General features: G+C 48.3%; 13 protein-coding genes. All 13 read left to right on the forward strand.

From position 1 onward, the window contains the following. Positions 1–2 precede the first annotated feature (2 nt). The 13 genes from GWR21_RS30165 to GWR21_RS30220 all read left to right on the forward strand — a co-directional run bounded on the left by GWR21_RS30165 (position 3) and on the right by GWR21_RS30220 (position 26,656). Complete coding sequence (locus tag GWR21_RS30165) at positions 3–467, forward strand: phage tail protein (protein ID WP_162335403.1); 465 nt, start codon at positions 3–5, stop codon at positions 465–467. Positions 468–488: 21 nt separating this feature from the next. Further along, positions 489–659 carry a DUF5908 family protein gene (locus tag GWR21_RS31425; RefSeq protein WP_202929015.1) on the forward strand — a complete coding sequence of 57 codons (171 nt, stop codon included), beginning with the start codon at positions 489–491 and terminating at the stop codon, positions 657–659. Continuing rightward, a complete protein-coding gene (locus GWR21_RS30170) occupies positions 659–1,366 on the forward strand; it encodes a CIS tube protein (protein ID WP_202929016.1) in 708 nt (235 codons plus the stop codon). The genes GWR21_RS31425 and GWR21_RS30170 overlap by 1 nt, the downstream gene beginning before the upstream one ends. Positions 1,367–1,368: 2 nt before the next feature. Further along, on the forward strand, positions 1,369–3,159 hold the full coding sequence (gene vgrG / locus GWR21_RS30175; protein WP_162335404.1) for a type VI secretion system tip protein VgrG: 1,791 nt from the start codon (positions 1,369–1,371) through the stop codon (positions 3,157–3,159). Between the two features lie 14 nt (positions 3,160–3,173). After that, positions 3,174–3,464 carry a PAAR domain-containing protein gene (locus GWR21_RS30180; protein WP_162335405.1) on the forward strand — a complete coding sequence of 97 codons (291 nt, stop codon included), beginning with the start codon at positions 3,174–3,176 and terminating at the stop codon, positions 3,462–3,464. Between the two features lie 25 nt (positions 3,465–3,489). Continuing rightward, positions 3,490–3,948 carry a GPW/gp25 family protein gene (locus GWR21_RS30185; RefSeq protein WP_162335406.1) on the forward strand — a complete coding sequence of 153 codons (459 nt, stop codon included), beginning with the start codon at positions 3,490–3,492 and terminating at the stop codon, positions 3,946–3,948. Then, a complete protein-coding gene (locus tag GWR21_RS30190; RefSeq protein WP_162335407.1) occupies positions 3,948–7,946 on the forward strand; it encodes a baseplate J/gp47 family protein in 3,999 nt (1,332 codons plus the stop codon). Before GWR21_RS30185 ends, GWR21_RS30190 begins: the two co-directional genes overlap by 1 nt. 30 nt (positions 7,947–7,976) lie before the next feature. Then, a complete protein-coding gene (locus tag GWR21_RS30195; RefSeq protein ID WP_162335408.1) occupies positions 7,977–9,656 on the forward strand; it encodes a tail fiber domain-containing protein in 1,680 nt (559 codons plus the stop codon). 40 nt (positions 9,657–9,696) lie between these two features. Then, positions 9,697–16,884 carry a hypothetical protein gene (locus tag GWR21_RS30200; RefSeq protein WP_162335409.1) on the forward strand — a complete coding sequence of 2,396 codons (7,188 nt, stop codon included), beginning with the start codon at positions 9,697–9,699 and terminating at the stop codon, positions 16,882–16,884. Between the two features lie 28 nt (positions 16,885–16,912). Beyond that, the gene (locus GWR21_RS30205; RefSeq protein ID WP_162335410.1) at positions 16,913–20,113 is read left to right on the forward strand and encodes a hypothetical protein; all 3,201 of its coding nucleotides are present in this window, start codon (positions 16,913–16,915) and stop codon (positions 20,111–20,113) included. Continuing rightward, the gene (locus GWR21_RS30210) at positions 20,113–21,903 is read left to right on the forward strand and encodes a contractile injection system tape measure protein (RefSeq protein WP_162335411.1); all 1,791 of its coding nucleotides are present in this window, start codon (positions 20,113–20,115) and stop codon (positions 21,901–21,903) included. Before GWR21_RS30205 ends, GWR21_RS30210 begins: the two co-directional genes overlap by 1 nt. 69 nt (positions 21,904–21,972) lie before the next feature. Next, positions 21,973–26,016 (forward strand): eCIS core domain-containing protein, encoded by a 4,044-nt coding sequence (locus tag GWR21_RS30215; RefSeq protein WP_162335412.1) that lies wholly within the window; start codon positions 21,973–21,975, stop codon positions 26,014–26,016. A gap of 4 nt (positions 26,017–26,020) precedes the next feature. Then, a complete protein-coding gene (locus tag GWR21_RS30220; RefSeq protein WP_162335413.1) occupies positions 26,021–26,656 on the forward strand; it encodes a hypothetical protein in 636 nt (211 codons plus the stop codon). Position 26,657: the final 1 nt, after the last annotated feature.

Here is a 26,657-nt window from a genome sequence, read left to right on the forward strand (position 1 = left end):
TGATGGCAGCCGCGAATTATCCTCCTGTAGGGTTTCATTTTAAAGTAGAGTTCCTGTTCGATAAAAAGGGGACTGTCCAGCAAACGGACAACGACATCCTTTTTCAGTCGGTATCAGGACTCAACTTTCAGATGCAGACGGATACCCTGCGGGAGGGAGGAGAGAACCGCTTTGAGCACGTAATGCCGGTGCGCAACAAATGCTCGGACCTGGTGCTGCGCCGTGGTATCTTCAAACCGGCGGATTCCATCGTCTCACAATGGTGTCTGGATGCCTTCAAGAACTTCAGCTTCGCACCGATTGATCTCATTGTAACACTGCTCAATGAACAGCATCAGCCGCTGATGGTATGGAAGGTACACCGTGCCTGGCCCAAGAACTGGAAAGTGGCCGACTTCAATGCCGATAAAGGAGAGCTGGTCATTGAAACATTTGAACTGAATTATAACTATTTCAGTGTGGAATAGCAGACAATTAAATGCAGGATTATGCCCGTAGAGATAAGAGAAATGGTCATTAAGGTGGCAGTAGACGAAGCCGCCGGTAATAAAGGAAACAAAGGTGGCGGTAGCGACCAGCAGGAGGGATCTCCTGAGGCGATCGTACGCACCTGCGTGGAGAAGGTGCTTGAAATCCTGAAAGATCAAAGAGAACGCTGATGGCAAATAAAGAAACAGCGAATGTTGAGAAGATCGTTATCCGGCCGTTTCTGGACTCAAAACAGAAGCAGTCGGCCGGAAGCGACTTCACCATTCCGATCAACCCCGAAGGATATGCGCAATCCTACAAGGTAGAGGCCAAGGATAAAGCCACCGGCGGTAATCAGGGCAGCGCACCAGCGTATAAGTTCACCGCACCTGAACAGCTGAAGCTCGATTTCACACTGGACAATACCGGCACCATCGAAGGTAACATCCTGAATGGCACCGAAGTGAAAGACCAGGTGGACCAGCTGCTGAATGTCGTATACAAGATGCAGGGAGAGGCACATAAACCCGCTATTTTGAAAATTCAGTGGGGATTGTTCACCTTCGACTGCATCCTGGCTACCCTGGATATCAACTATGTGCTTTTTAAGCCCAATGGCGCCCCTTTAAGAGCAAAGGTGAGTGCTTCGTTCACCCAGTATACTGAGCCCAAAAAACGGGTCGCAAAAGAGGATAAACATTCACCCGACCTGTTCCGGAGCATCCGGGTAGCTGACGGTGATACCCTACCACTCCTCTGTTATAGGAGTTATGGCGATCCGGCCCTGTATATGCAGGTCGCCTACTATAATGAACTGGTCAGTGTGCGGAAGCTCCGCACGGATGATGAACTGGGCTTTCCGCCAGTGAAACAGTCAGAAACGCAAAAAACTTCCTGAATATGGCCAATGAGGAAAATATAGCCACGGACGAACGGATCATACCAACTCCCGGCATTTACGATTATACCAGCTTTGAAGTGCTGATCAACGGCAACAGGGTGGGTGACCCCAACTATCAACTGCGCTCGGTATCTGTCGTAAAGGAAGTGAATCAGATCCCTTATGCCCGTCTTCAGTACCTCGATGGCGATGTATCTGATGAAAAGTTTGCGGTAAGCGAGGCTGCCGATTTCATTCCGGGTAACAAGATAGAGCTTAAGGTAGGACGCGATGGCAAAGAGACAAGCGTGTTCAAAGGCATCATTGTGAAACATGGCATTCGTGCCGGAGAGAACGGCAATGCCAGTCTGCAGCTTGACTGCCGCGATGAAGCGGTATCCCTGACGCTGGGCAGGAAGAACAAATACTTCCGGGACATGACGGATAGTGATGCTCTGCAGAAAGTGCTGGGTAGTAAGTCTGGTACTCTCGCATCTACTGCTATACAACATAAGGAGCTGGTGCAGTACAATTGTACAGACTGGGATTTCTCGCTTAGCCGCGCTGAGATGAACAGTTGTGTGCTGCTCGTGAAAGATGGAAAGGTGGATATGGTGAAACCTGCGCTGGCAGGTTCGCCGGCACTGACCCTCGTATATGGTGCGACAATAGAAGAATTTGAGGCAGAGATCGATGCCCGTACCCAATGGCAGGAAGTACACGCAAGTGCCTGGAGTTACAAAGACCAGGCAGTGACAGAAAGCTCTACCAGCAGTGTGTCGTTCAAAGAGGCAGGCAACCTGTCCGGCAGCACACTTGCAAAGGTAGCCGCTCCGGACAAGCTCGAATTACGGCACAGTGGACTGGTGAGTGAACCTGAACTTAAAGCCTGGGCAGAATCAGCCATGTTGAAGAGCAGGATGGCCAAGATACGCGGCAGGGTAAAGATCAAGGGCTCTCCCTCCACCATTCCCGGAGATACAGTTGAGCTGAAAGGGTTGGGTAACCGCTTTAACGGACTGGTATATGTCAGCGGTGTGCGGCATGAGTATGCGGAAGGTATCTGGTCCACACATCTGCAGCTGGGTATCTCTCCTGAATGGTTCCATCACAGGGATGATCTCATTGAAACCCCTGCAGCAGGTATGATGCCCGCAGTACATGGATTGCAGATAGGTGTAGTGGTACAGCTGGAAAGTGATCCTGACGGAGAGGATCGTATCCAGGTGAAGATGCCACTGACCGATAACAATGATAAAGGCACCTGGGCACGTGTCGCCTCACTGGATGCCGGCAATGACCGCGGTTATTTCTTCCGTCCGGAAATAGGGGATGAGGTGATCGTAGGCTTTGTCAATGATGATCCACGCTTCGCAGTCGTCCTCGGCATGCTGCACAGCAGTAAAAATCCGGCTCCTGTACCTGCAAAAGATACGAACCACATCAAGGGACTCGTGACCCGCAGCAAGATGAAGACCATGTTTGATGATGAGAACAAGGTGATGAAGATGGAGACACCCGCAGGAAATTTCGTTGAACTGAGTGAGAAAGATAAGGCCATCACTATCCAGGACCAGCATGGCAACATGATCAGGATGGAACAGGGTGGTATCACCATTAAAAGCGCCAAAGACATTAAGATGGAGGCTGCCGCTGCTTTTTCCCTGAAAGCCGGTACTGACATCAAGATAGAAGGTATGACCATCTCCGGGAAAGCAGACACCACACTGGAGATGAACGGTCAGGCCAAAGCAAAAGTAGCCTCTTCCGCCATGCTGGAACTGCAGGGCGGAATGGTAAAGATTAACTAGTAAAACTGATTATAATGCCCCCGGCAGCAAGAGTTACAGATATGCATGTCTGTCCCATGGTGACAGGTGTAGTACCCCATGTGGGAGGCCCGGTTACCGGACCCGGCGTAGCGACAGTGCTCATCGGTGGTATGCCGGCCGCAGTAGTAGGAGATATGCTGGTATGTACCGGCCCTCCCGATGTCATCGTAAAAGGCTCCGCCACTGTACTGATAGGTGGTCGTCCCGCAGCCCGTATGGGCGATATGACCGCACATGGAGGTACGATTGTACTGGGCCTGCCCACGGTGATGATAGGAGGATAACATAGATCGTATAAAAGTTTTGTTTATGCCCGACGCAAAAGATTTTTTAGGCTGCGGCTGGTCGTTTCCACCCACCTTCCGCAAAGACAATGATAATAGTGATTGTTACGCCGTCATGGCCGTAGGCAGGGAGGATATAGAACAAAGCCTGCATATTCTTTTGTCGACCAGCCTGGGAGAGCGAGTGATGATCCCCCAGTATGGTTGCAACCTGGCAGACTACCAGTTTGAATCCATGAGTAATACACTGATCGGCTTTGTGACAGACATGGTGACTAATGCCATCCTGTATTATGAGGCAAGGATCAAGGCAGACAAGATCACTGTTTCCCAGTCAGACTCCTGGGATGCAATACAGGGATACCTGCGCATCAGTGTTGATTATACTATCAGAGCGACTAATTCACGGTACAACTATGTATATGACTTCTATGTACAGGAAGGCCGTGCAGAAGGAATAAATGCAGCTATAGCAATAAGATAATGAATGCTTCAGATAACATATCGAATAACCTGGTACGTGATGGCATAAGCCAGTTGCAGCGTAAAATGGATGCGCTGTCGACAGATAAAGTACAGATAGATGAACGTAGTACGGCTCAGTTACTGGGATTCCTGTACCGCTACGCCAGATATGTACTTTACTATGACGATACCGATCAGCCGTCCCGTAAAGCAGATGCCACAATGGTATCACGCGGTGACTGGCAGGATTTCTTTCGTAATAATCCTCCTTTTCAATACGCTGCCATCCAGCAGTTTGATACAGCAGGTTTTGATGCCGCCTATCAGAAGGCCCGGACGGAGCTGTCGCAACAGATACCTGCCGATCAGTTCTGGTCTATGTTCTTCCGCGTGCTGGACATCGTGATGCAGCTCGATAGCTGGCATATGCAACTGGAGAAATCAACGGGTCTTTACGGGATGCTCAATGCGCTCGTATCATCCGACTTTAGTAAAGCATTACACCGCCTGATCGCCATCGCCAACACGATGAAAGAGGCCGGAGAAACATTGCCGGATGAAGCGGTGAACAATATTGCTATACTGCGGAAGAACGGAGGCTGGTCACTGACGATGGATAAGCTGATTGCGAAAGATGCTTATCTGGTACGACTGGGTGGTTATCCCCGCCGTAAGAGAGAAAAGATGCTGGTGCAGATGGATGAATTGTTCGTTATCTTCTACAAAGGCATCCGCCAGGTGCAGGACTTTGCCGTGCAGGATTTTGATGCAGTCATGAAAGGATCACAGCAGCATCAGCCACATGTGGGTCTGCTCTATGCTTTCCTCCAGCTCTTTGCACAGGTGAAGACCCAGATGAATACGCTCGGTCGTCAGCACCTGAACTTTTTCTATGAGGAAGTGCTGCAGCTGAAGAAAAAACCGCTGGTGCCCGATCATGTACATCTGGTGACGGAACTGGCCCGCCAGTTACCGGACTACCTGCTGAAAGCCGATACGGGGGTCAAGGCAGGAAAGGATGAACAGGGGAAAGATGTAACCTTTTATACGGAAGATGACGTCGTGCTGAACAAAGCAAAGGTCAGTGAGTTGCGGACCTTATTTAAAGACGATAAGGCGAATATATATATAGCGCCGGTGGCTGCCAGTGCAGATGGTCTCGGAGAAGGATTCCGTAATCCTGTCTATAACAGCTGGCCTTTACTGGGTGCTGCGGAATACATCAGCAAGAATAATCCACAGGCCGGTCCCGCCCATTTCCCTTTTGCAGCGACAGGTTTACTGATTGCCTCGCCTGTATTGTATCTGAGGGAAGGTACCCGTACGGTAACAGTGACACTTGAGCTGACGCCCCCATCAGAAAAAGCAGACCAGTTGGCTGCATTACTCGCAAAGCCATTCTATGTGTTGAATGAGGAGGTGCTGACTGCGTTTAAAAAGGGGGGTATTGACTCGGGCACAATAGCTGCCATAAAAGCAAAAATGAAACTTGCAGGTATCACTGAAAAGTGGCTGGATGATGTAACGGGTGATACTGAGTTTAAAAAATATACCGGTATAAGCGAGCAGCAGCTGCAACCTGCGAAAGACATTGCAGTCAGAAGGCTGCTGCAGGTAGATTGTACAACTGAAGAGGGATGGTACCCCGCACCTGTCACGGCTATCTCATTGGCTGCGGGGAAGCTGGTGTTCAACTTCGTACTCGCCGCTGATGCACCTGCACTGGTGACACCTGCAGCAGATATGGTGAAGGCGGCCTATCCTGTCAGTGACCCCCTGTTGAGAATATTGTTCAATCACGGCTTACACTATCACCTGGCAGAGCAACATGAACCATGGTACGATGTGCTGAGTAAGCTGGTGATTCAAAAGACCAGCATCAGCGTACATGTGACCAATGTGAAAGATCTGCTGATCGGTAATGACGAAGGTCCGCTGGATCCGAATAATAAGTTCATCCCATTTACCAGCGTACCGAAAGCGGGTGGTAATTTCTATATCGGCAGTGATGAGGTGTTCAGAAAGCGGTTGACAGACGTGAAACTGAATATGGAATGGGAGGGGTTACCGGATAACTTCGCCACGCACTATGCAGCGTATAACATGGGTATTGATAATACTTATTTTACGGCTGCGCTCCAACGACTGAATAACGGAACATGGGAAGATATTGCTGGTGGTAATGTCATGCAGTTGTTTGATCAGGATGGTGGTAATCATCTGCAACGTATGCGGCAGATCACGGTACCTGAACCTGGTAGTATCCCGCTGGTCAAACAACCTGCGCCATTGATCCCCTATAACAATACTACATTGTATGGGTTCCTTCGTTTGAGATTAGCACATAGTTTCAAACATGATGAGTATCCGGGTGTACTCGCCGACCAGTTGTTAAGACTGGGTGATTTAAAGCTGAATGAAGCGAAGAGTCGTGCAGCTCTTGTAGTAGCACAGACGCTTGATACAAGGACAAAGACATTTTCAGTAGCGGATCTCGCGGGTAGCCTGCATAGCGCCGATCCTGAACAGGAGCATATCGATCTGAAAGCGGCAGCAGATACAGCCTTCAATAGTGCAGGTATCAGTAAAAGCTACGCAGATTATCTGAACGCTTACCTGGTAGGATCACCTGATGCGGTAAAAGGTGTACCACCACCACCGTATACGCCTGTGATCAAGTCTTTTTACCTGGAATATAAAGCAGAAGCCCGGGATACCGAAGTGACGCTGTTACACCAATACCCTTACGAACCAGGTAACTATCAGTTATTGTCTTCAGGAACTGCCAGCAGTTTGATGCCGGTGTATGAAGATGAAGGTACACTGTATATCGGACTACAACAGGCAGTACCGGGTACAAATGTGACATTATTGTTTCAGCTGTCTGAGTTCACGGCCGACCCTGACATCCGCAGGGCTTCCATTAAATGGCATTATATGTCCGGTAATGAATGGAAAGTACTGGAGAATAATTCACAGATCATCAGTGATACTACAAAAGAAATGCTGGTATCCGGGATTGTAACGATCGCCTTGCCATGGGATGCAGATACCGCCCATACTGCATTGCCTTCAGGCTATCACTGGCTGCGTATCAGTAACCATCAGTATTCTTCAGCAGTATGTGAATGTATTGCGGTTATGGCACAGGCTTCACTGGCGACGTTCCGCGATCAGGAGAATGATCCGGTTCGGGTAGGTACGGCTATGCCGGCACAGGCAGTGAACGGGCTGGTAGTGCCAGATGCGATGGTCACAAAGATCAGTCAGCCGTATCCTTCCTTTGGTGGAAGAAAAGCAGAAACGACAGAAGAATTTTATATCCGCGTCAGCGAACGTTTACGCCACAAAGGAAGAGCGATCAACGTTTTTGACTACGAACGCATCATACTCGATGCATTCCCGGAGATCTTTAAGATCAAATGTATTCCGCACTCCAAGATGTGTAGAGACCAGGAGGGAGAGATCACGCAACTGGCGTCACCCGGATGGGTAACACTGGCGGTAATACCCCGTATAGACCAATACCCTTCAGATGAGCGGTTTAGTCCAAAAGTGAGCCGTATTGTGCTGGAAAGGGTAAGTGATTATCTGCGCAGCCGTACGTCGGTATTTGCAAAGGTGCAGGTCATCAATCCGGTGTACCAGCCCGTTAGTTTCAGCGGCAACATCCGCCTTCGTGCCGGAACAGATGTCAATTTCTATCTGAAGAAACTGGTCAGCGAAGTACAGGCGTATCTGTCGCCCTGGATCAATACCGGTTCGCAGGACATCATATTCGGCGGTACGCTGATGATGTCGTCAGTACTGCAGTTTATCGAACAGCGGGAGTATGTGGAATATGTCACAGACTTTATCATGTTCATGAAAAAAGGAAATACAGAGGGGCCGCCTGTAAAGGCGATCACGGCAGATACTCCATGGTCTGTACTGATAGGAGGAGAACAATCGTATACACCAATCATCACCGATACCTGCACAGAGACCAGTCAGCAAGCGGTGTTCAGGATTAAATAAAACATTCACAAAAAACTAAAAGATACTCCCATGTCTATAACAACCAGAGCAGCGCTGAAAGCACAATTCAAGACAGGCGCTATACCCACCTCGCAGGATTTCTTTAACCTGATCGATTCTACACTGGTGAGAAGGGATGATGCTTTCTTCGGCAAATGGGCAGCTGGGACCTGCTATTACGAAGGAGATGTGGTCATCTATAACAATGCATTGTATACCTGCGTGCCTGCTGGTGATAAACCATGCGGCTGTGAGGGAAAGGAAGGAGGAACTGCAGACAAGTCCAAAGGACATTGCGCCGTAGACAATCCTGAGATAGATTGCACAAACTGGAAAATGCTCGATATTGATGCTTCTGATGAAGATTGGGAGATCGTTCGCAATGAAGATAAGGTACCTATTATCATGTATGCCAAAGTATTTGGTAAGATCGGTATGGGTACTGAAGACCCGAAGGCCCGTGTGCATATACACGTGGATGAGGTAAAGGGAGATTTTCTGTTCAGTCCTGATAATGCACAGACACCGGAGTTTGTGATACAGCAGACAGGCGATGGCGTACAGTCATTATCAGAAAAACTGGCGGACAATAAAGCCGTCTTTACCACTAATACACAGGGCTTCCTTTTTACGACGACGGTGCCTCCGGTACCAGCAGAAGGAGAGGAGAACGTGCCGAAAGAAGCTGCGGCAATAAAGCCTGTATTCATCACGACACCTGATGCAGGAGCTGCTGTAGGTGTTGGTACGACAGCACCAGAAGCCGCCGTGGACATCCAGAACCAGCCAGGCGCCAGACTTTTATTGAATCCCGTACAGGCGGTAGTACCACAGGCAGTGTGGATGCATAAAGGGGAGTATGGTCAGCAGACCTATCTCAGCACCGCGCTTGATGGTAGCGCATCTGCTTTTACGACGAATGCACCTGATGGTTTTTATTTCCGTAAGGGACTGGAAGAGGGTAAGAATTATCTGAAAAACATAGCGAAGCCTGGTGCGGAAACATTGTTGTCCATCAAGCCTGATGGCCGTGTAGGTGTAGGAACAGAAACACCGGTGACGAATGTAGAAATCACAAAAGATAACAGCGCAGGTGCTTTCCTGTTCTGCCTGGATAATACGAATCCTGGATTCAGCATCATCAATAATCGTCCTAATAACGAGAAGCGTAACTACCTGTTACTCGGTGCGGATAACGACTGGGGTGCGCTCCTCACGGATGCGTCTAAAGGTTTTGTGTTCAGGAAAGGGGGGGAATATGGTAATGGAAATGAGATAGAGATCAATCAGGGCGATGACCTGGTGACGATCTCCAATGAAGGGAAGACCATTGTCGGCGGATTGACACCTGAGGGATTTGACCTGAATGTAAAAGGTAAGTCAAGAAGCTTTGGTCATTACCTGGATACAGATGTACGTAAAGTGACCAATCAGGCGAAACTGGGAACAGTGCTTGATAAAGTAAGAAAGCTGAATCCGATCACGTTCAACTTTAACCAGCGGGCGAATTGTCCCGGTAAGGAAACACAGATAGGTTTTCTTCCTCATCAGGTGGAGGAGTTTTTCCCCGAACTGGTCAATACGGACAGCGATGGTACGCAGACACTGGCATACGCTAATATGGTGGCTATACTAACAAAAGCCATCCAGGAGCAGCAGGACACGATCACCACACTGCAGAAACGCCTTGATGCCCTGGAAGGAAAATAACAGGATGTGACACTGATACATTACCCCAAGCACTCTTACAATGCCTGATCTCAAATATATAACTACGGATAAGAACAGCGGGTTCCCGGAATACCTGGACTTTGCCACGCTGCGCAAGCTGGGGATCCAGCACATTGCGGAGCTGTCAGGTAAGATATGGACGGACCACAACCTGCATGATCCTGGCATCACTATCCTGGAGGCACTGTGTTATGTGCTGACGGACCTGGACTACCGTACCAAACTTGATTTTAAAGACCTTATTGCCGCGCCGGCAGGTGCTGTTGAGGATAATTTCTATACAGCTGCACAGATATTAGGAAATAATCCCCTGACAATCGCAGACATCCGTCGCATGCTGATTGATATTAAGGGCGTGCGTAATGCCTGGCTCGCACCTATCAATGAAGGAGAAACAGAAGCGGATTACTCCCTGGTGTATGATTGTACCTCCGGTGTACTCGATAACGCAAGACTGACAAGGGAACACGCTGCCATTCCGCTGAAAGGACTGTACCGTGTATATATCGAACCGGATGACGTCTATGCCGCTGCCTACGAAAAAGATGCCTGTGGCAATGATGTGTTCCCGATGGATACCTTGCTATCGGAAATAACCACACGCCTCCATTCCCATCGTACGTTGTGTGAGGATTTTCCGGATGTGGTGGTGTTGGAAAAAGAACCTATCAGTCTTTGTCTGCATATAGAACTGGCCGCTAATTATAACCCGGATGATGTACTGTTAAACATCTACAGCAATATCCAGGACTTTCTTTCCCCTGCACCTGTCTTCTACACTTTGCAGCAGTTGCTGGAAAAGGGGCGAAGCATGGAAGAGATCTTTGAAGGCCGGCCATTTGATTTCCTCAGGAATGCGCCTTTACAACAGAACGGCTTCATTGATGTAGCAGAGCTGGAGAACCTGGAACGTATTACCGAACTGCGTGCATCCGACCTGTACCGAATCGTCATGAGTGTGCCTGGTGTGGCGGGTGTCACACGTTTAATGATGACCAGCTTTGATGAGGATGGCTATGCTCCCACAGATATAAATGGTAATCCGGTTAAGCAGGAAGGAGAGGAATGGTGTCTGCATCTGAAGAAAGACCATCGTCCTGTATTATCTCCCGAAACCTCCAATGTTATTTTCTTCCGTAACAAGCTGCAGTTTGGCGCCAACAGCGAAGTGGTGAACCAGCGTTACAAGAAAGGGATATCTGATTATAATAAGTTTCCCAAGGCGTCCGCCTCACTAGATACTATTGTGCCAAAAGGACGTCAGCTGGACCTGTCGCAGTATACCTCTGTACAGTATGAGTTTCCGAAGGTCTATATGATCGGAAAGAATGACGTACCTGGAGATGCCACTGCCGCCAGAAAGGCACAGGCTTTACAGTTACAGGCTTACCTGTTATTCTTTGACAGATTGCTGGCCGATTACTTTGGACAATTATCGTCTGTCAGGAAATTGTTTTCTCTGCGGCCAGGCGGTGAAGACGATGCGCGGACTTATTTTCCAGCGGATCTTACCGGTATTCCGCAACTCCCATCACTGTTGCGTTATAAGAAACAATTACCTAAGACGACACAGGGTAATTCCTATAACGGTATGCAGATCGCTTATGAACCTTCCCAGACGGGTACAGAAAGAAGGGAGTATAAGTCCCTGTATCTCCGTGATGAGATGATACGTCGCATCATTAGTGAGTGCACGAATAATAGTGTAGCGCGCAAAGTGCTGCAGCAGGAGGAAACCGGCGACTGGTATTTTGAACTAACAGACGCTGCTGATAACACATTACTTGAAAGTGCCATCTACTTTGACACGGAGCAGGCTGCGCAGCAGGCAGCACTGGATGTTGTATTCCTGGCAACGTTATCTGGCAGCTATAGCCGCAACAATAACCGCAAAGACGATATTTATACTTTTGACCTGGTATATAGTGATGCTGGTGATACAGAAATGCTGACAGCCTTGTATGAAACGTCTGAGCAATACCTGGAAAGAAAGGAGCGATTCCTGGACCATCTGTTGTCAAGATTTTCTGAAGACTTCACAGACTATGCCCTGATGATGTACAATATCAGCGGCAGAAAGAATGATCCGGAACGTAACATTGCAGATAAAGCAGCTTTCCTCTCGGCTTATCCGGAAACTAGTGCGAATCGTGCACAGGCATTTAACTATAAAGAACCTGGTACCGGATTTCCGGTCTGTGGACTTGAGAAAAGAATGGCAGGTCTGATGGGTATACGGCAATCTCCTTCCGCCTCACTGAATAATTTTGACCTTGTCTCCGCTGAGAAGCAGACAGGTTTCATCATCCGGCTACCCGATCAGGACACTCCATTGTTTGTCAGTGACAGTTTGCATGCCGCCGAAGATATTGATGAAATCTTCTTACAGTTCCGTGAACTGGGTAAACATAAAGCAAATTACCAGCTTTATGGTTGCACCGGAGAGGGGGTATATGGATTCTCTATTCAATCGCCTGTCAATGCAAAAGAATGGGTCTCGGCGACATGTATGGTTGAATATACCACCGAAGAAGAAAGAGACGCATTGGTTGACTGGTATGTGAACTTCTTTTGTAAGGATGGCCGGTATACGATCTATCCGCAGACAAAGGAAGGGTATTACTTCCTGTTACCAGATGATTACGGCAAGACGCTACTTAAAAGTAAGGAAGGTTCTGATACACAGGCACAGGCATTATCTCATGGATATGATATTCTTGAAGTATTGCAAGAGGACACTGCATGGCAAGTGGAACAGGACATGGCTGCAGCTAACTTCAGAATAGTGATCGTAAAGGATGGTGTACAGCTGGCATATCATCCGCAGACATATGGTACAGCGGAACTGGCTATGCAGCAGATGAAAGAGCTGCAGGCATATTTTCAGCGTCATTACCTGGTGTATCAGCGTGAATCGACATCCCTTTATAACTGGAGGGTAACATATGATGAACAGCCGGCATGGGAAGGTATTCTTCCGTACAAAGATGCTGCGCAACTTCCGGTAGCTTTTATGCAGTTTGTAGAACTGGCAGCAAAAGCGGATAACTATCAGGTCGTGCAGACTGGTGACGGAGTGTTCCGTCTACAGGTGATACGTACTGAATCCGGAGAAGAAGAGGGCACGGCACTGATGACAGTAATATCCATGCATCTCTCTGATTTTAGCACTAGTGAAGCGGCACAACAGGCATTACATACCTATGCGGCATTGTTCACCCGTTTATGGCTGACCGTCAGCGAGGTAGTAACGACCGTGCCTGCTGCAACCTATTCCTTCAAAGATCTGGAGCCTTCTCCCGATATGCCTGCTGTATTGCTCACCACTGCCTATGCAGTGCCTGATGGCGCCGCAGTAACGCAGGTGACCCGCGGTATCATTCGTGCTGCAGCTAATCCGAAGCATGTACTTATCGCTATGCTGGACGATTGCAGGTATGTTGTGCAGGTGTGTGACGACCATGGTCAGTTGCTGGCGGTGAGTGAGGAAACCGGTGATCATGTTATGGCTACCCGGTTGCTGGAGCGTATTCTCCTGAAGGCAGGGCAGGATACGCTGTGGGTAGAGAAAGGGCCTTCCGCTGAGATGTATGGCTTCTATTGGGAGGATACAGCATCCAATACACCATTACTGCAAAGTATAGGGGTATGGGAAACGCGCACTGCTGCTGTAGCTGCTTTTATGGATTGGGTACTGACTACATCGTCCGATCATATACAGCCGGAGCAGCAACCAGCAAACGGATACGGGTACATTGCCTACAAAGGTAAAGTGCCTTTCGCCAGACAGGCAGTATGGTATGCATCAGCGGACGAAAGAGATGCAGCAATGCTACTGCTGCAGGCGCAGGCGAACAGCTTACAGACAGGTACGGGATGGTCCGTCATTACACCAGCGCATTTTTATTTTAAGATAAGCGATAAGGATGGACTGCTCCTCCAGGAGCCGCATTTCTACAACAGCTATGAGGAAGTGCGCACAGCCTTCTATCAGACCGTCAGATTTGGAAAGCAGCGACAGTATTATCTGCTGACAATACAGGAAGGCTGTACCTACAGCTTTAAGATTGTCGACACAGACAAGAACGTATTGGCAATACATCCCTTTTATTATACTTCAATGACAGCACGAGACGCAGCAGTAGAGCGTACCCTGCGTTTCCTGCAGGAGCATGGTCAGGTGGTTACTGAAGTAAAACTGGCAGGTGCCTGGAAGTATGGCTGGCAGTGGTTATCCTGCTGTTGCTGGCAACCAGAAACTGCGCTGGAAGGACTTGATGAGAAACCTGAGAAGGATGATGCAAGGAAAACAATGGACTACATCATCGATCACCTCGCTATAAAAGAGAACAATTACGCCATTGAAGAAGAAGAGAATGGATTCCGGTTGTTTGTAACAGAGGGAGAAGGCGGAGAACGGATGGCCGTGCACCCACATTGGTATCACTGTCTGAGAGAGGTTGAAGCTGCAAGGGACAGATTGATTGCCTGGGCGGTGTTCCGGTTAAGCACTATTCCATCCGGCCGTTATGCGCAGGTTGTGGAGGTCCGCACTGATCTGTACAAAAACGGAGATGAAGAGCGTGCCTTCGGTTACAGGTTGTGGGATCGTGATTTCAGAATAGCACGTTATCTGCAGGAATTTGATACACCACAGGAACGTAAGGAGACGGTTATTGCATTGCTGCAGCGTTACCGTCGCAAACTGCCGGCATTTACCTCACTGGAGAGAGGTTCTTCTGCTGTAGTGCGTGACAATGTACTGTATTATTATCAGCTGCGCCGTAATGATCTTTTGTTGTGGCAGAGCGTAACTGGTTATGCTACGGCCGATGGTGCCGCGGAAGCATTTGCCAGTGAAAGCTGGCGCCTGTTGCAGCGGATGCAGCAACAGGAGAGCTACAGTAGCTGGACACCGACCACTTCCCAGCTTTATCTGAATGATGAGCAGGGGAACCCTTTGGCAGTGGCCACTATTACCCCTGGTAGTTATGAAGCATATACGGCTGCTATCAGGGAAAGACAACAGTTCGCCCGTAAACATGGTGTGTATCGCAATGAAGACGGCACATTCAGCTTTCATATTTATAATACGAAGGCAAACAGGTACGAGTGGGAAAGTATGCACACTTACGTAAATGCTGTCGATGCGGAGAACGCATTGCTGGAGTTCAGACAGTTGCTATTGTTCCGTGGGAACTATTGTCTGGATGATGAGACTGTCGGTTGTTATTACTCTATCAATATAGGTAAGGTACTGCTTGATATACAACATGTCACGCGTAAGTGTGATGATGATAAAGAGCAACTCAGGGAGGCGGATGCCTGGGACCGCCTGCAGGTTTTTTTGGATAACCTCGATCCGGATAACCGGAACTTTTTCTCTTACACTGATCACGCGGCAGGTTGTCGCTATGCATTCAGACTGGTAGATGATGCGATCTACCGGGTGGCGCAGTACACCGCCTGGGATCAGGGCATGGAAAAAAGAGAGGAACATCGTATGGAGCTGCAGGCCGATGTGAACTGCAAAAAGAAATTATATGGGTGGTTTGTAAAGCCGGAAGGTAATAATAGTGACCCGCGTATACTGGACTGCTATTTCGACCATCCTGAGAAGATCAGTTTTAATGACCTGTGGATGAGTTACGGACAGATACCGGCGTTCGATCAGATATGGACAATCGCTGAAGAGCGTCTGCCATATGTGGACGCAAAGCTCTACTATTATCAGTTGCACAGTACAGCAGAGAAGGACGGTAAGATCATGTGGAAGGCGGTAAGCCGCTATAATTCGTCTGCGCTGGCAGAAAAGGCAGAAGCGAACTTTTATGTGTATCTGCTGGAGATGGCCCGTTCTGAAGCGTCATATTACTATGAGCCAATGGCCGGTTGTGAGAATGCCTACACACTGTATCTGAAAGATATGGATGGTAAGATCATTGCAGTTGCGCCGGATATTATCTGTGGAGAGGACATGGAGAATGATCGTGCGACACGTATATTTAATGCGATGTTATTCCCTATCGTGGAAAACGGTAAGCAGTATAGTTTCGAGATCAATAATATTTTACAGCTCACTGGGAAAGAGCCCAGTTATGCGTATAAAACCATCTGGGAATCTGTTCAGCAGTTTGATACGCCAGGAGAAGCAAGAGATGCACTTAATACCGCATGTACATTGCTGGCGGACCTGCGTAATTATGAGCGTGGAGATGAAAATGCCTGTGGACCGTTCAGTGTGACACTTGTGAATCCTGAAGGTATGCTGGCAGAGCATCCACTGACTTACAACAGTATGTCTGCACGTAATGCGGCGATGGCGTATGTGTTGAATGCCGTCAGTGCGGAAGGACTACATCTGCTGGAGCACATACTGATGCGTCCACGTACACAGCAACAGTCATATCAGGCGCTGAAGCTGGAATTAAACTGGTATGCACAGCGCGAGTCGCCCGTATTATTACAGATAATCAGCGAAGGTGTGTTTGCAGATGCAGCCGCCTATATCACCGCATTGAAACAGGCGGCAGGCGCAGATAAGGTATTCGTAGACTATCAGACATCTGCTATTACAATTTCTTTCTATAAAGATGATGAGAAGCTCGCGGCAGCGAAACTGCCGGTAACAGAAGCAGTAATGGCCTTACTGAGTGACCTGACAGTTGTGCGCGCAGACATGAGGGCATTGTTATCTGAAGTGCCTTCAGGCAATGTATCCGTTGTGGAGGTACCGGTCGTATGTAGTACTGATGCCGCAATCCTGCCGGTATGCGGGAATGTATGTCTGTGTTGTGAGGAAGGAGAGGCACTGGATGAAGAGAACGCTATGTATTGTGACCGCACATTCATGGCAGATCCATATTCTTTTTGGGCGACAGTGGTATTGCCTGCATGGCCGCAGCGATTCCGGCTGGCGCGGTTCAGGCAGTTCTTTGAAGATACCCTCCGCAGGGAGGCACCGGCACATATCCGTCTCAATATTCTCTGGATCAGTCCACAACAGATGCTTCAGTTCGAAGCTGCCTGGAAGAATTGGCTCGCAGCCCTCTCCCGTGAGGATAGCTGTGACTATGAAGAGCATCTGCAAGCATTGAATACTGTATTAAAAGGATTAAAGAATGTATATCCGGCCGCTTACATGTGGGATGATGACGGAGGAGACGATAAACCATTGGTGTTATTGGATGAAGCCATGCTGGGCTAGTGTTAACTAAAATAAAATTCTTCACAAAATGATAATTAATAATTCTACCTCTTTCCCGATTTTCAAAAAGGGGCAGCAGTTGAAGAGTAGCAGTCTGACCGGGATCGTCAATTTTGCCAAAAGTGAGATCATGGATACCCGCATGTATCTGGAAGGTGCTGGAATATTTTATGGATTGGAGGTGACAATTGATCAGCAAAATGGTGCCATCCGTCTCTCTCCGGGGGCGGCAGTAACATCCGACGGTAAGCTGTTTTCGCTGGAGAAAGAGATCATATTTAGAAGTGTTAGTGATGTGCAGATCCCACTGCTCACCAAGACGCCTACAGTAGGTTTGTTGAGTACAGGAGAGGAGAATCATAATAAACTGGTGTATCGTATCACAGGTGTCGACCCTGATAATCCGAACGGGACACCTGATGCCAGGACGTATCTCATTTTCCTGGTCATGACAGAAAAGACTGCCAGCGAGGATAGTTGCCTGTATGGTCAGGACGTAAGTGAAACCTCTCAGACAAATACGGTGCAGGCAGTCCTGGTTGACAAAAATGATATTGATCCCAATGAGCTGAAGAAGTGGATGATCAGTGTTAGCAGTAACACACTGGGGGACGACCCGTTTATTAACCGGTTTGGCTATACGGAAGAAAATAATAAACCGCTTATATCATTTGCTGGTTTCACTGATTGGGGGAAGGTTAGTGATGGCTTTGAGGCTGTATGTAAAGCAGCGGAGCCGCTGATCGCAACGTCTTTTAAGATGATGTACGATCAGGTGAAGGATAAGCTGGGATTAGACCCTGTTAATCCATTCACTGGTGTTGGCAATGTGCTGGAGACATTGAGAGCGTACGTAGAGAACGGCGGTGGCATATTGTACCCCTGGTTGTATGATTACTACAGGGACCTGATCGCCGCTTATCAGGAGCTGGTATCGACAGACCTGTTTAGTTATTTATCTTATCTGCCTGCAAAAGACCGCTTCGAACAATATATTTCTTTGGGTAGTATACGGGGAGAACAGGGTGTGAAATATCGCATTGGATTGTACCGTCCACCATTTGCGGATCTAAGCGTGAATGCACTTCAGAAGCCTAAACAGCTGATTGAACGGCTAGTGTACCTCGTGGATACAGCACATACCCGTTTTCAGGATGCCACTGGCTTCCCGCCCACGACTGTTGGTTTTACGCCTGATGCTGGTATCAACAGAGAGTTGTCTAAACGGGCGATACCCTTCTATTATAAAGATCCGGCAACACTGGCAGAAAGCTGGAGTGCTGAACTGACCCGCAGCGGACGTCATAGTACGATACCAGGTATTAAGGATGACCGGGACCGCAGCTACCTGCTGGCTAATATGGACGGATATGAGTTCTTCAGAATAAAAGGGCATACCGGCGCACTCATTGATCCGACGATGGACGCGATCGAAGCACAACGCCGCGAGCTACATCTCCCTTTTGATATTAAGGTGTTGTACCTGGGAGCAAAGGATGATATGACACAACTGATAAAGGAGCGTTCAGCTACTTTCAGCGACCTGACAGTCATATTGGAGAAGATCGTTAATGATATCCGCTGTGCACGTACCTGCTCTGATGAGTTCGAGATACGCATCTTCAGGAGGAAATTCGACCGGAATGATATCGGGTCCATGTTTGAAGCGCTGGTATTGTTGTTTGATGGTACGAAAGACCTTGATGAAAAGCTGCGTGAACTTTGTGACAGCGATAATTTTTGTTTTGATGAAGATAAGACCTGCTGCCGCTCTCACTTAACATCACTGTATGCGGTATATGTGGAGTATGTGCGCCGCAAGGAAGAACTGGCAGGTAACCTGTTGTTTCATTTGTTCGCAGAAAAACATCCGGGTATAGAACACAATGGTGGCGTGCCTAAGGGAGGTACACTGATTCTTGTATGTGGGAAAACTGATCCGGCGTTCCTTTCTGAAGAGAAAAAGTCCAGCCTCGTTAAACTCATGCTGAGTGATCAGGCGGCCGGCATCAGTATGGTGGAGGAACTGGGTAATTACCAGGTACTGGCCGATTTCTGCCTTCCTTATACCTGCTGCTCTGACAGGCCTTCTATTAACCTGGTACTACAGGAAGCGCCACCGGTAGCATTATTCTCTATTGAAGAACAGACACATCTGCCGGAAGGACAGGGTACAGCTGTTGTGCTAAAAAATGAGTCGCTGCGTGCAGACACCTATCGCTGGACGCTGAAAGACTATGAAGGCACCGTATTAAAAGAAACGGATACCTCCGATATCAATGAGCCGGGTAAGTTTGAATTACTGGTAGAGGATGGAGTAGTCTTCACCATTACACTCACTGCTTCACGGGAAGGTATGAGTAGTAAATATGCTATCGAGATGACGATCTGTCCGCAGGGAAAGGTACAGGTGACCAGTAATGGCAAGCCAGTCGTTGACTGGGATGTTAGTCAGCAGTCAGAACTGGGTATAGAAGCGTTCCCTTATGGTGGTAGTTTCGCAATGGTATTAAAACAGAATGATAATGAGCAGGAGCTTGATCCGACGGAATATGATATTAACTGGAAGGAAGATAAAGAACATCTGACGCTGGCCATCAAGCAGCCGCAGACAGGTTTATATCAGTTGCGGTATACATTTGAAGATATAGAAGATTGTGAGAAGGGATTAGCGATCCTGGATATACACACCAGGGTGTCTACAGCGCCACAGCCTGTTCCGGTGAACAGGGATGTTAGTCCGTCGCCCGCCACCGGGCATGGTGCAGCTGGCAGCACAATAGATGCAGCTGTATTCAATAAGCGTATTCTGAGTTACCGTAGTGGTGTGAATGCGATGTCTAAAGAAGATGATAGCCTGCTGGCAGATAGTCGCTGGGCAGATACAAAAGCTTTCCTGCTGGCCGGTGGAGCACCAGAGGACCTGCATACAGCTTACGAGAAGCTGCAGGCCACTTTACAAACAGGGTTTACTAAACTGAAGGTAGCACAGAAAACGCAGGTCATAAAGCTGCTGATCTATGCAACTGCGTACTACATAGACAGGCTCGTCGTAGCTTCACCCGATAAAGTGCCGGCCATTGCAAAGAAGCTGATCAAGGCTGCGGGCGAATCAGTCGGCGCACAGAAGGACGGTGCGCAGCAATGGGCACAAATATGGACTGATGCGGGTATCATCACACAGGAGAATGAAAAAACAGTGGCAGCATATAAAGGGTTGATTGCCTGATGGAACAACAACATGCTATAAGAAAACTGGTGGTGGAGGTGCAATTGCCTTCCAGGGAGGAGGCTTTTTCTCTTCAGGGGGCGTTGAGCACGCGCTGCAATACTGAGCTGGTGCCGATGCTGGCGGAGCTGCTGGACGGTTGGGCTGATCCAGATACGTTGTTACAGATAGATAAGCTGGAAATTGATCTGGGTAGTTGCAGCATACAGGCATTACGTGAAGATCTGCCGGAACTGGTGATCACCTATCTGCGTAAACATTTCCAGGGCATGCTGACAACCGGTTCACCCGGGCTGCAATTACAAAGGCGTCCGCTGGTACAGGGACACTTTGACAGCTGGTTGCATTTTATGGAGCACGGCGTATTGCCATCTTCCGCCGTGAAGTGGGAACAGGAGGAATGGGAAGCGGGTATATTGACGGCACTGGCCACGGAAACACCGGCTTTGCGCAGATGTCAGCAGTTGTTTGTGGATCATTCATATGCTGTCAGACGACTGGTCATACAGTTCTCCCGGGGCTTCATTTATAACTGGATATTAGCCTGTAGCGCGGGTGCACACCGGCAGTCGCTGGTACTGATGGAAGAATGGGAAACATTTGTTTTCAGTACACGGTTTGCCAATGCACTAGAGCAACAATTTAAGTCGATACGATCTATGCCGCCTGTATTGCCGGAGCATACCATTTATGCGGAGCGTGTCATGGAGTGGCTGATCAGAGAAATCGTGGTCACCGGCAAAACGATCAGTCATCCGGCATTGCTGGAGCAGCTGATACGTCTACTGGGTTCCGGAAAAGAACTGCCGGATTATCTTTTTGCGCTCGAAAGGGTGGCTATAGCTGGCGTAAAAATGCCCGTAACAGTCCATGAGGCAGTCGCCGCAGTAGCAGGACGTTATGGTGGGGAACTGTCCGTGCGCAGGCAGCAATTTAGCAGAGGTAACGATGCAGAAAGACAGTTGATGGAACAAGATGGCGGAAAGATGCAGCAGCCATCGGCAGAGAAGAATGCACATACAGAAAGAGGGCCGGCCGACCTGCATCAGCGGCAGGTGAAGAGGAAATCTGCTGCAGATGGAGAAGGAACCGGGATGAAAGATAATAAGCGCTCATCAATACAGCCAGATAACGCATCAGCAGAAGGTACCGCCCCGTTTAAAACACACCCTGAAAAGTCAGACGTTGAGAGAAAGGAGGCTTATGCAGCAACGGATAGTGAAACATTTAGTGATAATAAAGTGCCAGAAAAGGATGATCGGCTACCAGGACATCTTCCCGAAGAAGGTACCGTGTATTATATCAATAATGCAGGCCTGATACTACTGCACCCTTATTTATCGTACTGTTTTGATGCCCTGGGACTAAGAGAAGGCCGCGAATTCAAAGACGCGGCAGCCAGACATAAGGCGGTGCAGCTAGTAGGGTATATGGCTTATGGAGAGGGCGATATTCCTGAATATGATCTTGTACTCCCCAAGTTATTGTGCGGTATTACGCCGGCGGAGCCGATCAAACGGTTTGTTCCGCTGTCGGACGTTGAGAAAGAAGAAGCGGATCAACTACTGACAGCTGTGATTACCCATTGGAATGCATTGGGTAATACTTCTCCAGATGGTTTGCGTGGAAATTTCCTGCTACGGGAAGGAAAACTGGAATGGAAGGAGGAAGAATGGCAATTGTACGTCACACGGCAGGCATATGATATGTTGCTTAACCGTTTGCCATGGGGTTTTAGTGTGGTCGGATTGTCATGGATGCCATGGCTGATAAAGACGGTATGGATCTGAGCTGTAATTATGTTTTAACCCCTTATGCCATATGAGATGTATGATTATTAACACCCCGATCAAGGACAAATGATCAAAGCTACCGATAATAAGAGCACTACTGCAAAAACGCGGCAACAGCCTGCGGGCGGATCCTTTTTCAATAAAGATAAAGGAGCTGACAGCAAGTTTTTGGGTGAAACTACCACATCGGATGAATCCTTTTTCGTTCAACGGAAACTTAGCATTGGAAAACCAGATGACCATTATGAGAAACAGGCTGACCAGGTAGCCGATAAAGTAGTACAGCGAATGAGTCAGCCTGCTCCGGCTCCTGTTGTTCCGAAGGCCACTACCGTGCCAGCTGGTACAGTGCCATCTTCTGCGGCGCAGCATGGAGCAGTACAGCTGAAAGAGGTCGAGAACAAAGAGGAGGATATACAGACCGAAGAGAAAAAAGTGCAACGTAAACCTATATTTGATAGTATGGGTGATCCGCCGGATGATATCCAGAAGAAGGAAGCTGCGAGCGCCGCAACTCCTGATGCGAAGACCAGCGGAAGTAATAACCTGGAGCAGCGTTTGCAACAAACGAAAGGTGGAGGTGCTCCATTGCCTTCTGATACACGGACTGCCATGGAGTCTGCTATTGGAGCCGATTTTAGCGGCGTCAGGGTGCATACAGGTACCGAAGCGGCTGCATTGAGCAGCGAGCTGGAGGCACAGGCCTTCACGCATGGAAATGACATCTACTTCAATCAGAATAAATTTGATGCCACCAGTAGTACTGGCCGGCATTTGCTCGCGCATGAGTTAACGCATACGGTCCAGCAGGGGGCTGCTATTCAAAAGAAGGCAGCGCCTGAAGGCGAAAGAAAGAGCGATGATGCGGAGAAATTGACAACAAGGGACGGGCTGGAGGATGCTGCCGTGCAGAGGAAGACAGATCCTGCCTCCACAGGTGCTGGTAATACGATACAATGTGCTCCTGTTAAGGCGGCAGCAGCTACTCCTTCAGTAGCATCCGGAGAAGTGGTAGATGTTTCCGGCGGTAAATTCAATCCTTCTGCAAAACTGGCGGAGGAGATCAGAGCGTCGAAGCATAAAGGTATAGAGGTGAACATCGGTGGCGGCAAGATAGCAGGTGCAGGTGTCATCAAAGTGAGAGAAAAGGAAGGCGTGTTTGAAAGCCTGAAGAATGCTTACCTCCCGTTGAACATGCCAATGTTCAGTGCTGCAAATCCGGTGCTAGCCGTAAGAGTGGCCAGTGGTGAGGTAAGTGGTTTTGCGACCATCGGCAAGAGTAATGCACCAGAGGCCATTCCGCAATGGTTACGTAAGCATGGAAAGGCATTGGGCTGGCTTACAGGAATTGATGTAGAAAATGTTTTATCCAAGGCGACAAATACCTTCGAAAATGGCACCTTCACTTTTACGCTGAATGGTACAAAAGTGAAGGTAGGTGGATTTGCGACTGCCACAATGGACCTCGGTTTTGTGAATATGAAACCAACGGCTCATGTGGTGGCAGAGATAGATATTAACGGAGTGGCTAACGGTAGTCTGGATATTACATTACTGGAAGATAAAATGTCGGGTGAAGGTGCATTCGCGGTAAGCTTTAAAGGCTTCTCCGGAGAGGTGAATGCGCAGTTCCGGGAAGGTGTGCTGGATGTAAAAGGACAGGTAGGCTATTCAGGCGATAGGCTTAGCGGCTCTATCATGTTGATGATGACGGATAAGAAGACCGCGGATACCTTTGCGGTCACTCAACTTGGAGGCGCGCCGGCAGAAGATGCTGTTATTCCGGAATCAGTGCCCGCTGCGGAAGGCAAAGGTCCCCGAGGGCTGGCTGGCATGGGTACATTGACCTTTAACATGACCGAATGGTTCGCAGGTAGTGTGAATGTGATTGTTGATGGTAAGGGTTGTGTGACGGTAGTGGGTAAGATTGCTCCTCCGAAAGAAATTATTCTGTTCCAGCAGAAAGACTACAGCAAAGAGTTATTCAAACTGGAAGCCCGTGCAGCGTATGGTCTGCCGGTAATTGGTAACGTGTTTGTCTTTGCAAATGTCGCATTGATCGCGATGGCGAAAGTGGGGCCTGCGAAGATCTATAACATAGAAGTGGCGGGTACTTACTCTACCAACCCTGATGTGGCGAAGAGTATTACCATGTCGGGCTCACTCAACATGTCTGCTTATGCAGGGTTGCGCCTGCGGGCAGAAGGTGGTGCAGGAATAGAGCTGGCAGGTCACGATATTAAACTAGGTGTTGGACTAAACGCTGATGCGGGTGTCAAGGGATATGTCGATGCGCGTCCGACCATTGGCTACCGGGATCCTGGTGAGTTCTTCTTTAAAGGACATATGGAGATAGCGGCACAGCCGTTCCTGGGATTGAGCGGAGACCTGTTCGTAGAACTCGATAGTCCATGGTGGTCTCCGTTACCTGATGAGAAATGGACCTGGCCGATCGGTGCACTCGAATATCCTTTACCAGGTGAATTTGGTATCGGTGCAGATATGGAATACGTCCTTGGTTCCGGGAAAGTACCTGAAGTGAGCTTCAGTGAAGCGAAGTTTGATGGTGCCAAATTTATGACCGACCTGGTCGATGATAATGTGCCAAAGAAGGGCGGTGCGGGAGAGAAGGAAAAACCAGGTAAATTCGTAGACGGTGGCGCTGCAAGTGCTGCTCCGGCTGCAGGTACACCACCACCTGCCGCTGCTCCTGGTAAGCCTGCTGCGGGCAAGGCTCCCGGTAAAGGAGGTGCAGGTGGCCCCGGCGGTAAAGGCAAGGGTAAGGATAAAGGTACTGATAAGGCTGATCCGGATCAGATGAAGAACTTCGCTGCTGCTATGCAGAAAGTAAAAGCGCTCGAAGGGCACAAGCCGATGACGCGTGCTGAGCTGACTGCTGCTATTGAAGGTATAAAGAAACAACATAATACTCCGGGTATCACATTCGAACCGAAAGGAGATGTCTGGATGGTGACAGGTGTCATTAAGGGGAAACCTAACAAGCAGTCTGTAAAGGTGAAAGCAGACATGAAAGCAGGTGAGGATAAGGATACGAAAGGTGTCGACAAGGAGAAGGAGAAACAGCTCGATCTGGCAATCACTGATGTGAAGAAAATAGATGCTGATATAGCAGGAGATGGTAAGATGGGTGAAGATGAAGCGAAGGAGGTTGCACATAAAGCGCAGCAGAAGCACAGTAACGTATTCAAGTCTATTAGTGTACTGAATGGTGGTAAAGATGCAAAGCACTGGGAGTATCTGTATGTACAGCGGGCGAAGGATAAGAAGCCTGTCATTACCGGAGCTGATAAAGAAAAACTGAATGCACGGATCGAAAAAATGATGTATGGTACCGTTAAGGTGGCGGATTGTAAGAAGCTATTGGCAACTGCTACAGGAATAGTAGGGGAATCCGTGATCGAGAAGATCTTTGAGATGGAAGAAGAACCGAAGGCATTTCATACACTGCTTAATCAGATTATAACCGAGAGCAAAAAAGAGGGTGGATTAAAGGGCGGTTTCAGGATTGAGAAAGATGTATTTAGTACTTACATAGAATTTATATATACAGGTCTTATCAAGCAAGGCGCTTATGTATCATTCGTAAAGGAATTTTTTATACGCCCTGATAATGGACATAATATAGCTAAAGTTATAAATAAGCAAATGTTCCTGGACCTGCATGTTACCAGGGAGATCGAAGCGGCCGGTATCAAGGGCGTAGGAACCACGATGCTCGATATGGCCATCAAGCATTATAAAGAGACACATAAGGAGATCCGGGCACAGTGGAATGCTAACAGACAGGAATATAAAACGAATTACTTTGGATGGTCCGATAACCTGGCGAAATTCATTGAATTACTGCCCTCCATGTCGGAAAAGGAAGCCGCGCTCCTGACATGGACCGGAAGACAGTTGACCAGGAAATTCAAATACAGGGTGAAGGACGTTCCAATAAATATAATACGTGGTGATGCAGCATATTTCCAGGAGCTGTATAATAAGCCATGGAAAGAAAAGAAACCTGATAATGCACTCAACCCAGGTCATCCTCATAATATTAGAACAGTAGAAGTTATCTTTGAACCAGACCCTGATGCTAAATAATAATATGAAGTATAGGAAAGTATATATCTGCTCTGAACATACGAATGATATGCTGGAACTGAACAGCTACTGGCCTTTATTCACTGAGGTCAATGATATCATTTACAATACGCCGGGTCTGAGCGTACCTGATAACCTGCTTGGTCAGGCCGATTTTGTGATAAAAGGCAATGATGGCTTACTACTGATCGTTGCAGTCAAAAAGAACCTCGATGAAAAATTAGCTACATTTGAGCCTCCTGCATCACCTTCTACATTTACGATGCTGTATGGAAAGAGATACGACATGGATATCAGGAATGATAGTCACAATCTGATTCATTCAATTGGTGTATTGCTGAAGATACTGGAGACGGAGCAGGAGAAAAATGGAAGTGTCTGGTTCTATAATATGTCCGCAGTAGATGATATCAATCTCCGGATATTACGCCTGATAAAGAGGGCGGGTGAAGCTGTAACTTTAGACGCTATAGCCGATACGATTAAGATGGCCTATGCTCACCAACTCCCGAGCAATGATGAATTGTGGGAAAGACTGGCACTACTGCGCGCCAATTATTTTATCGCTGATAGCCTTGCCGAAGGTGGTGTTGTCAAATGGTATCCCACCGAAAAGTCAATCAGGATACAACCTATTTAGT

This window comes from Chitinophaga agri (assembly GCF_010093065.1).
In the GTDB taxonomy this organism is placed as follows: Bacteria; Bacteroidota; Bacteroidia; order Chitinophagales; family Chitinophagaceae; genus Chitinophaga; species Chitinophaga agri.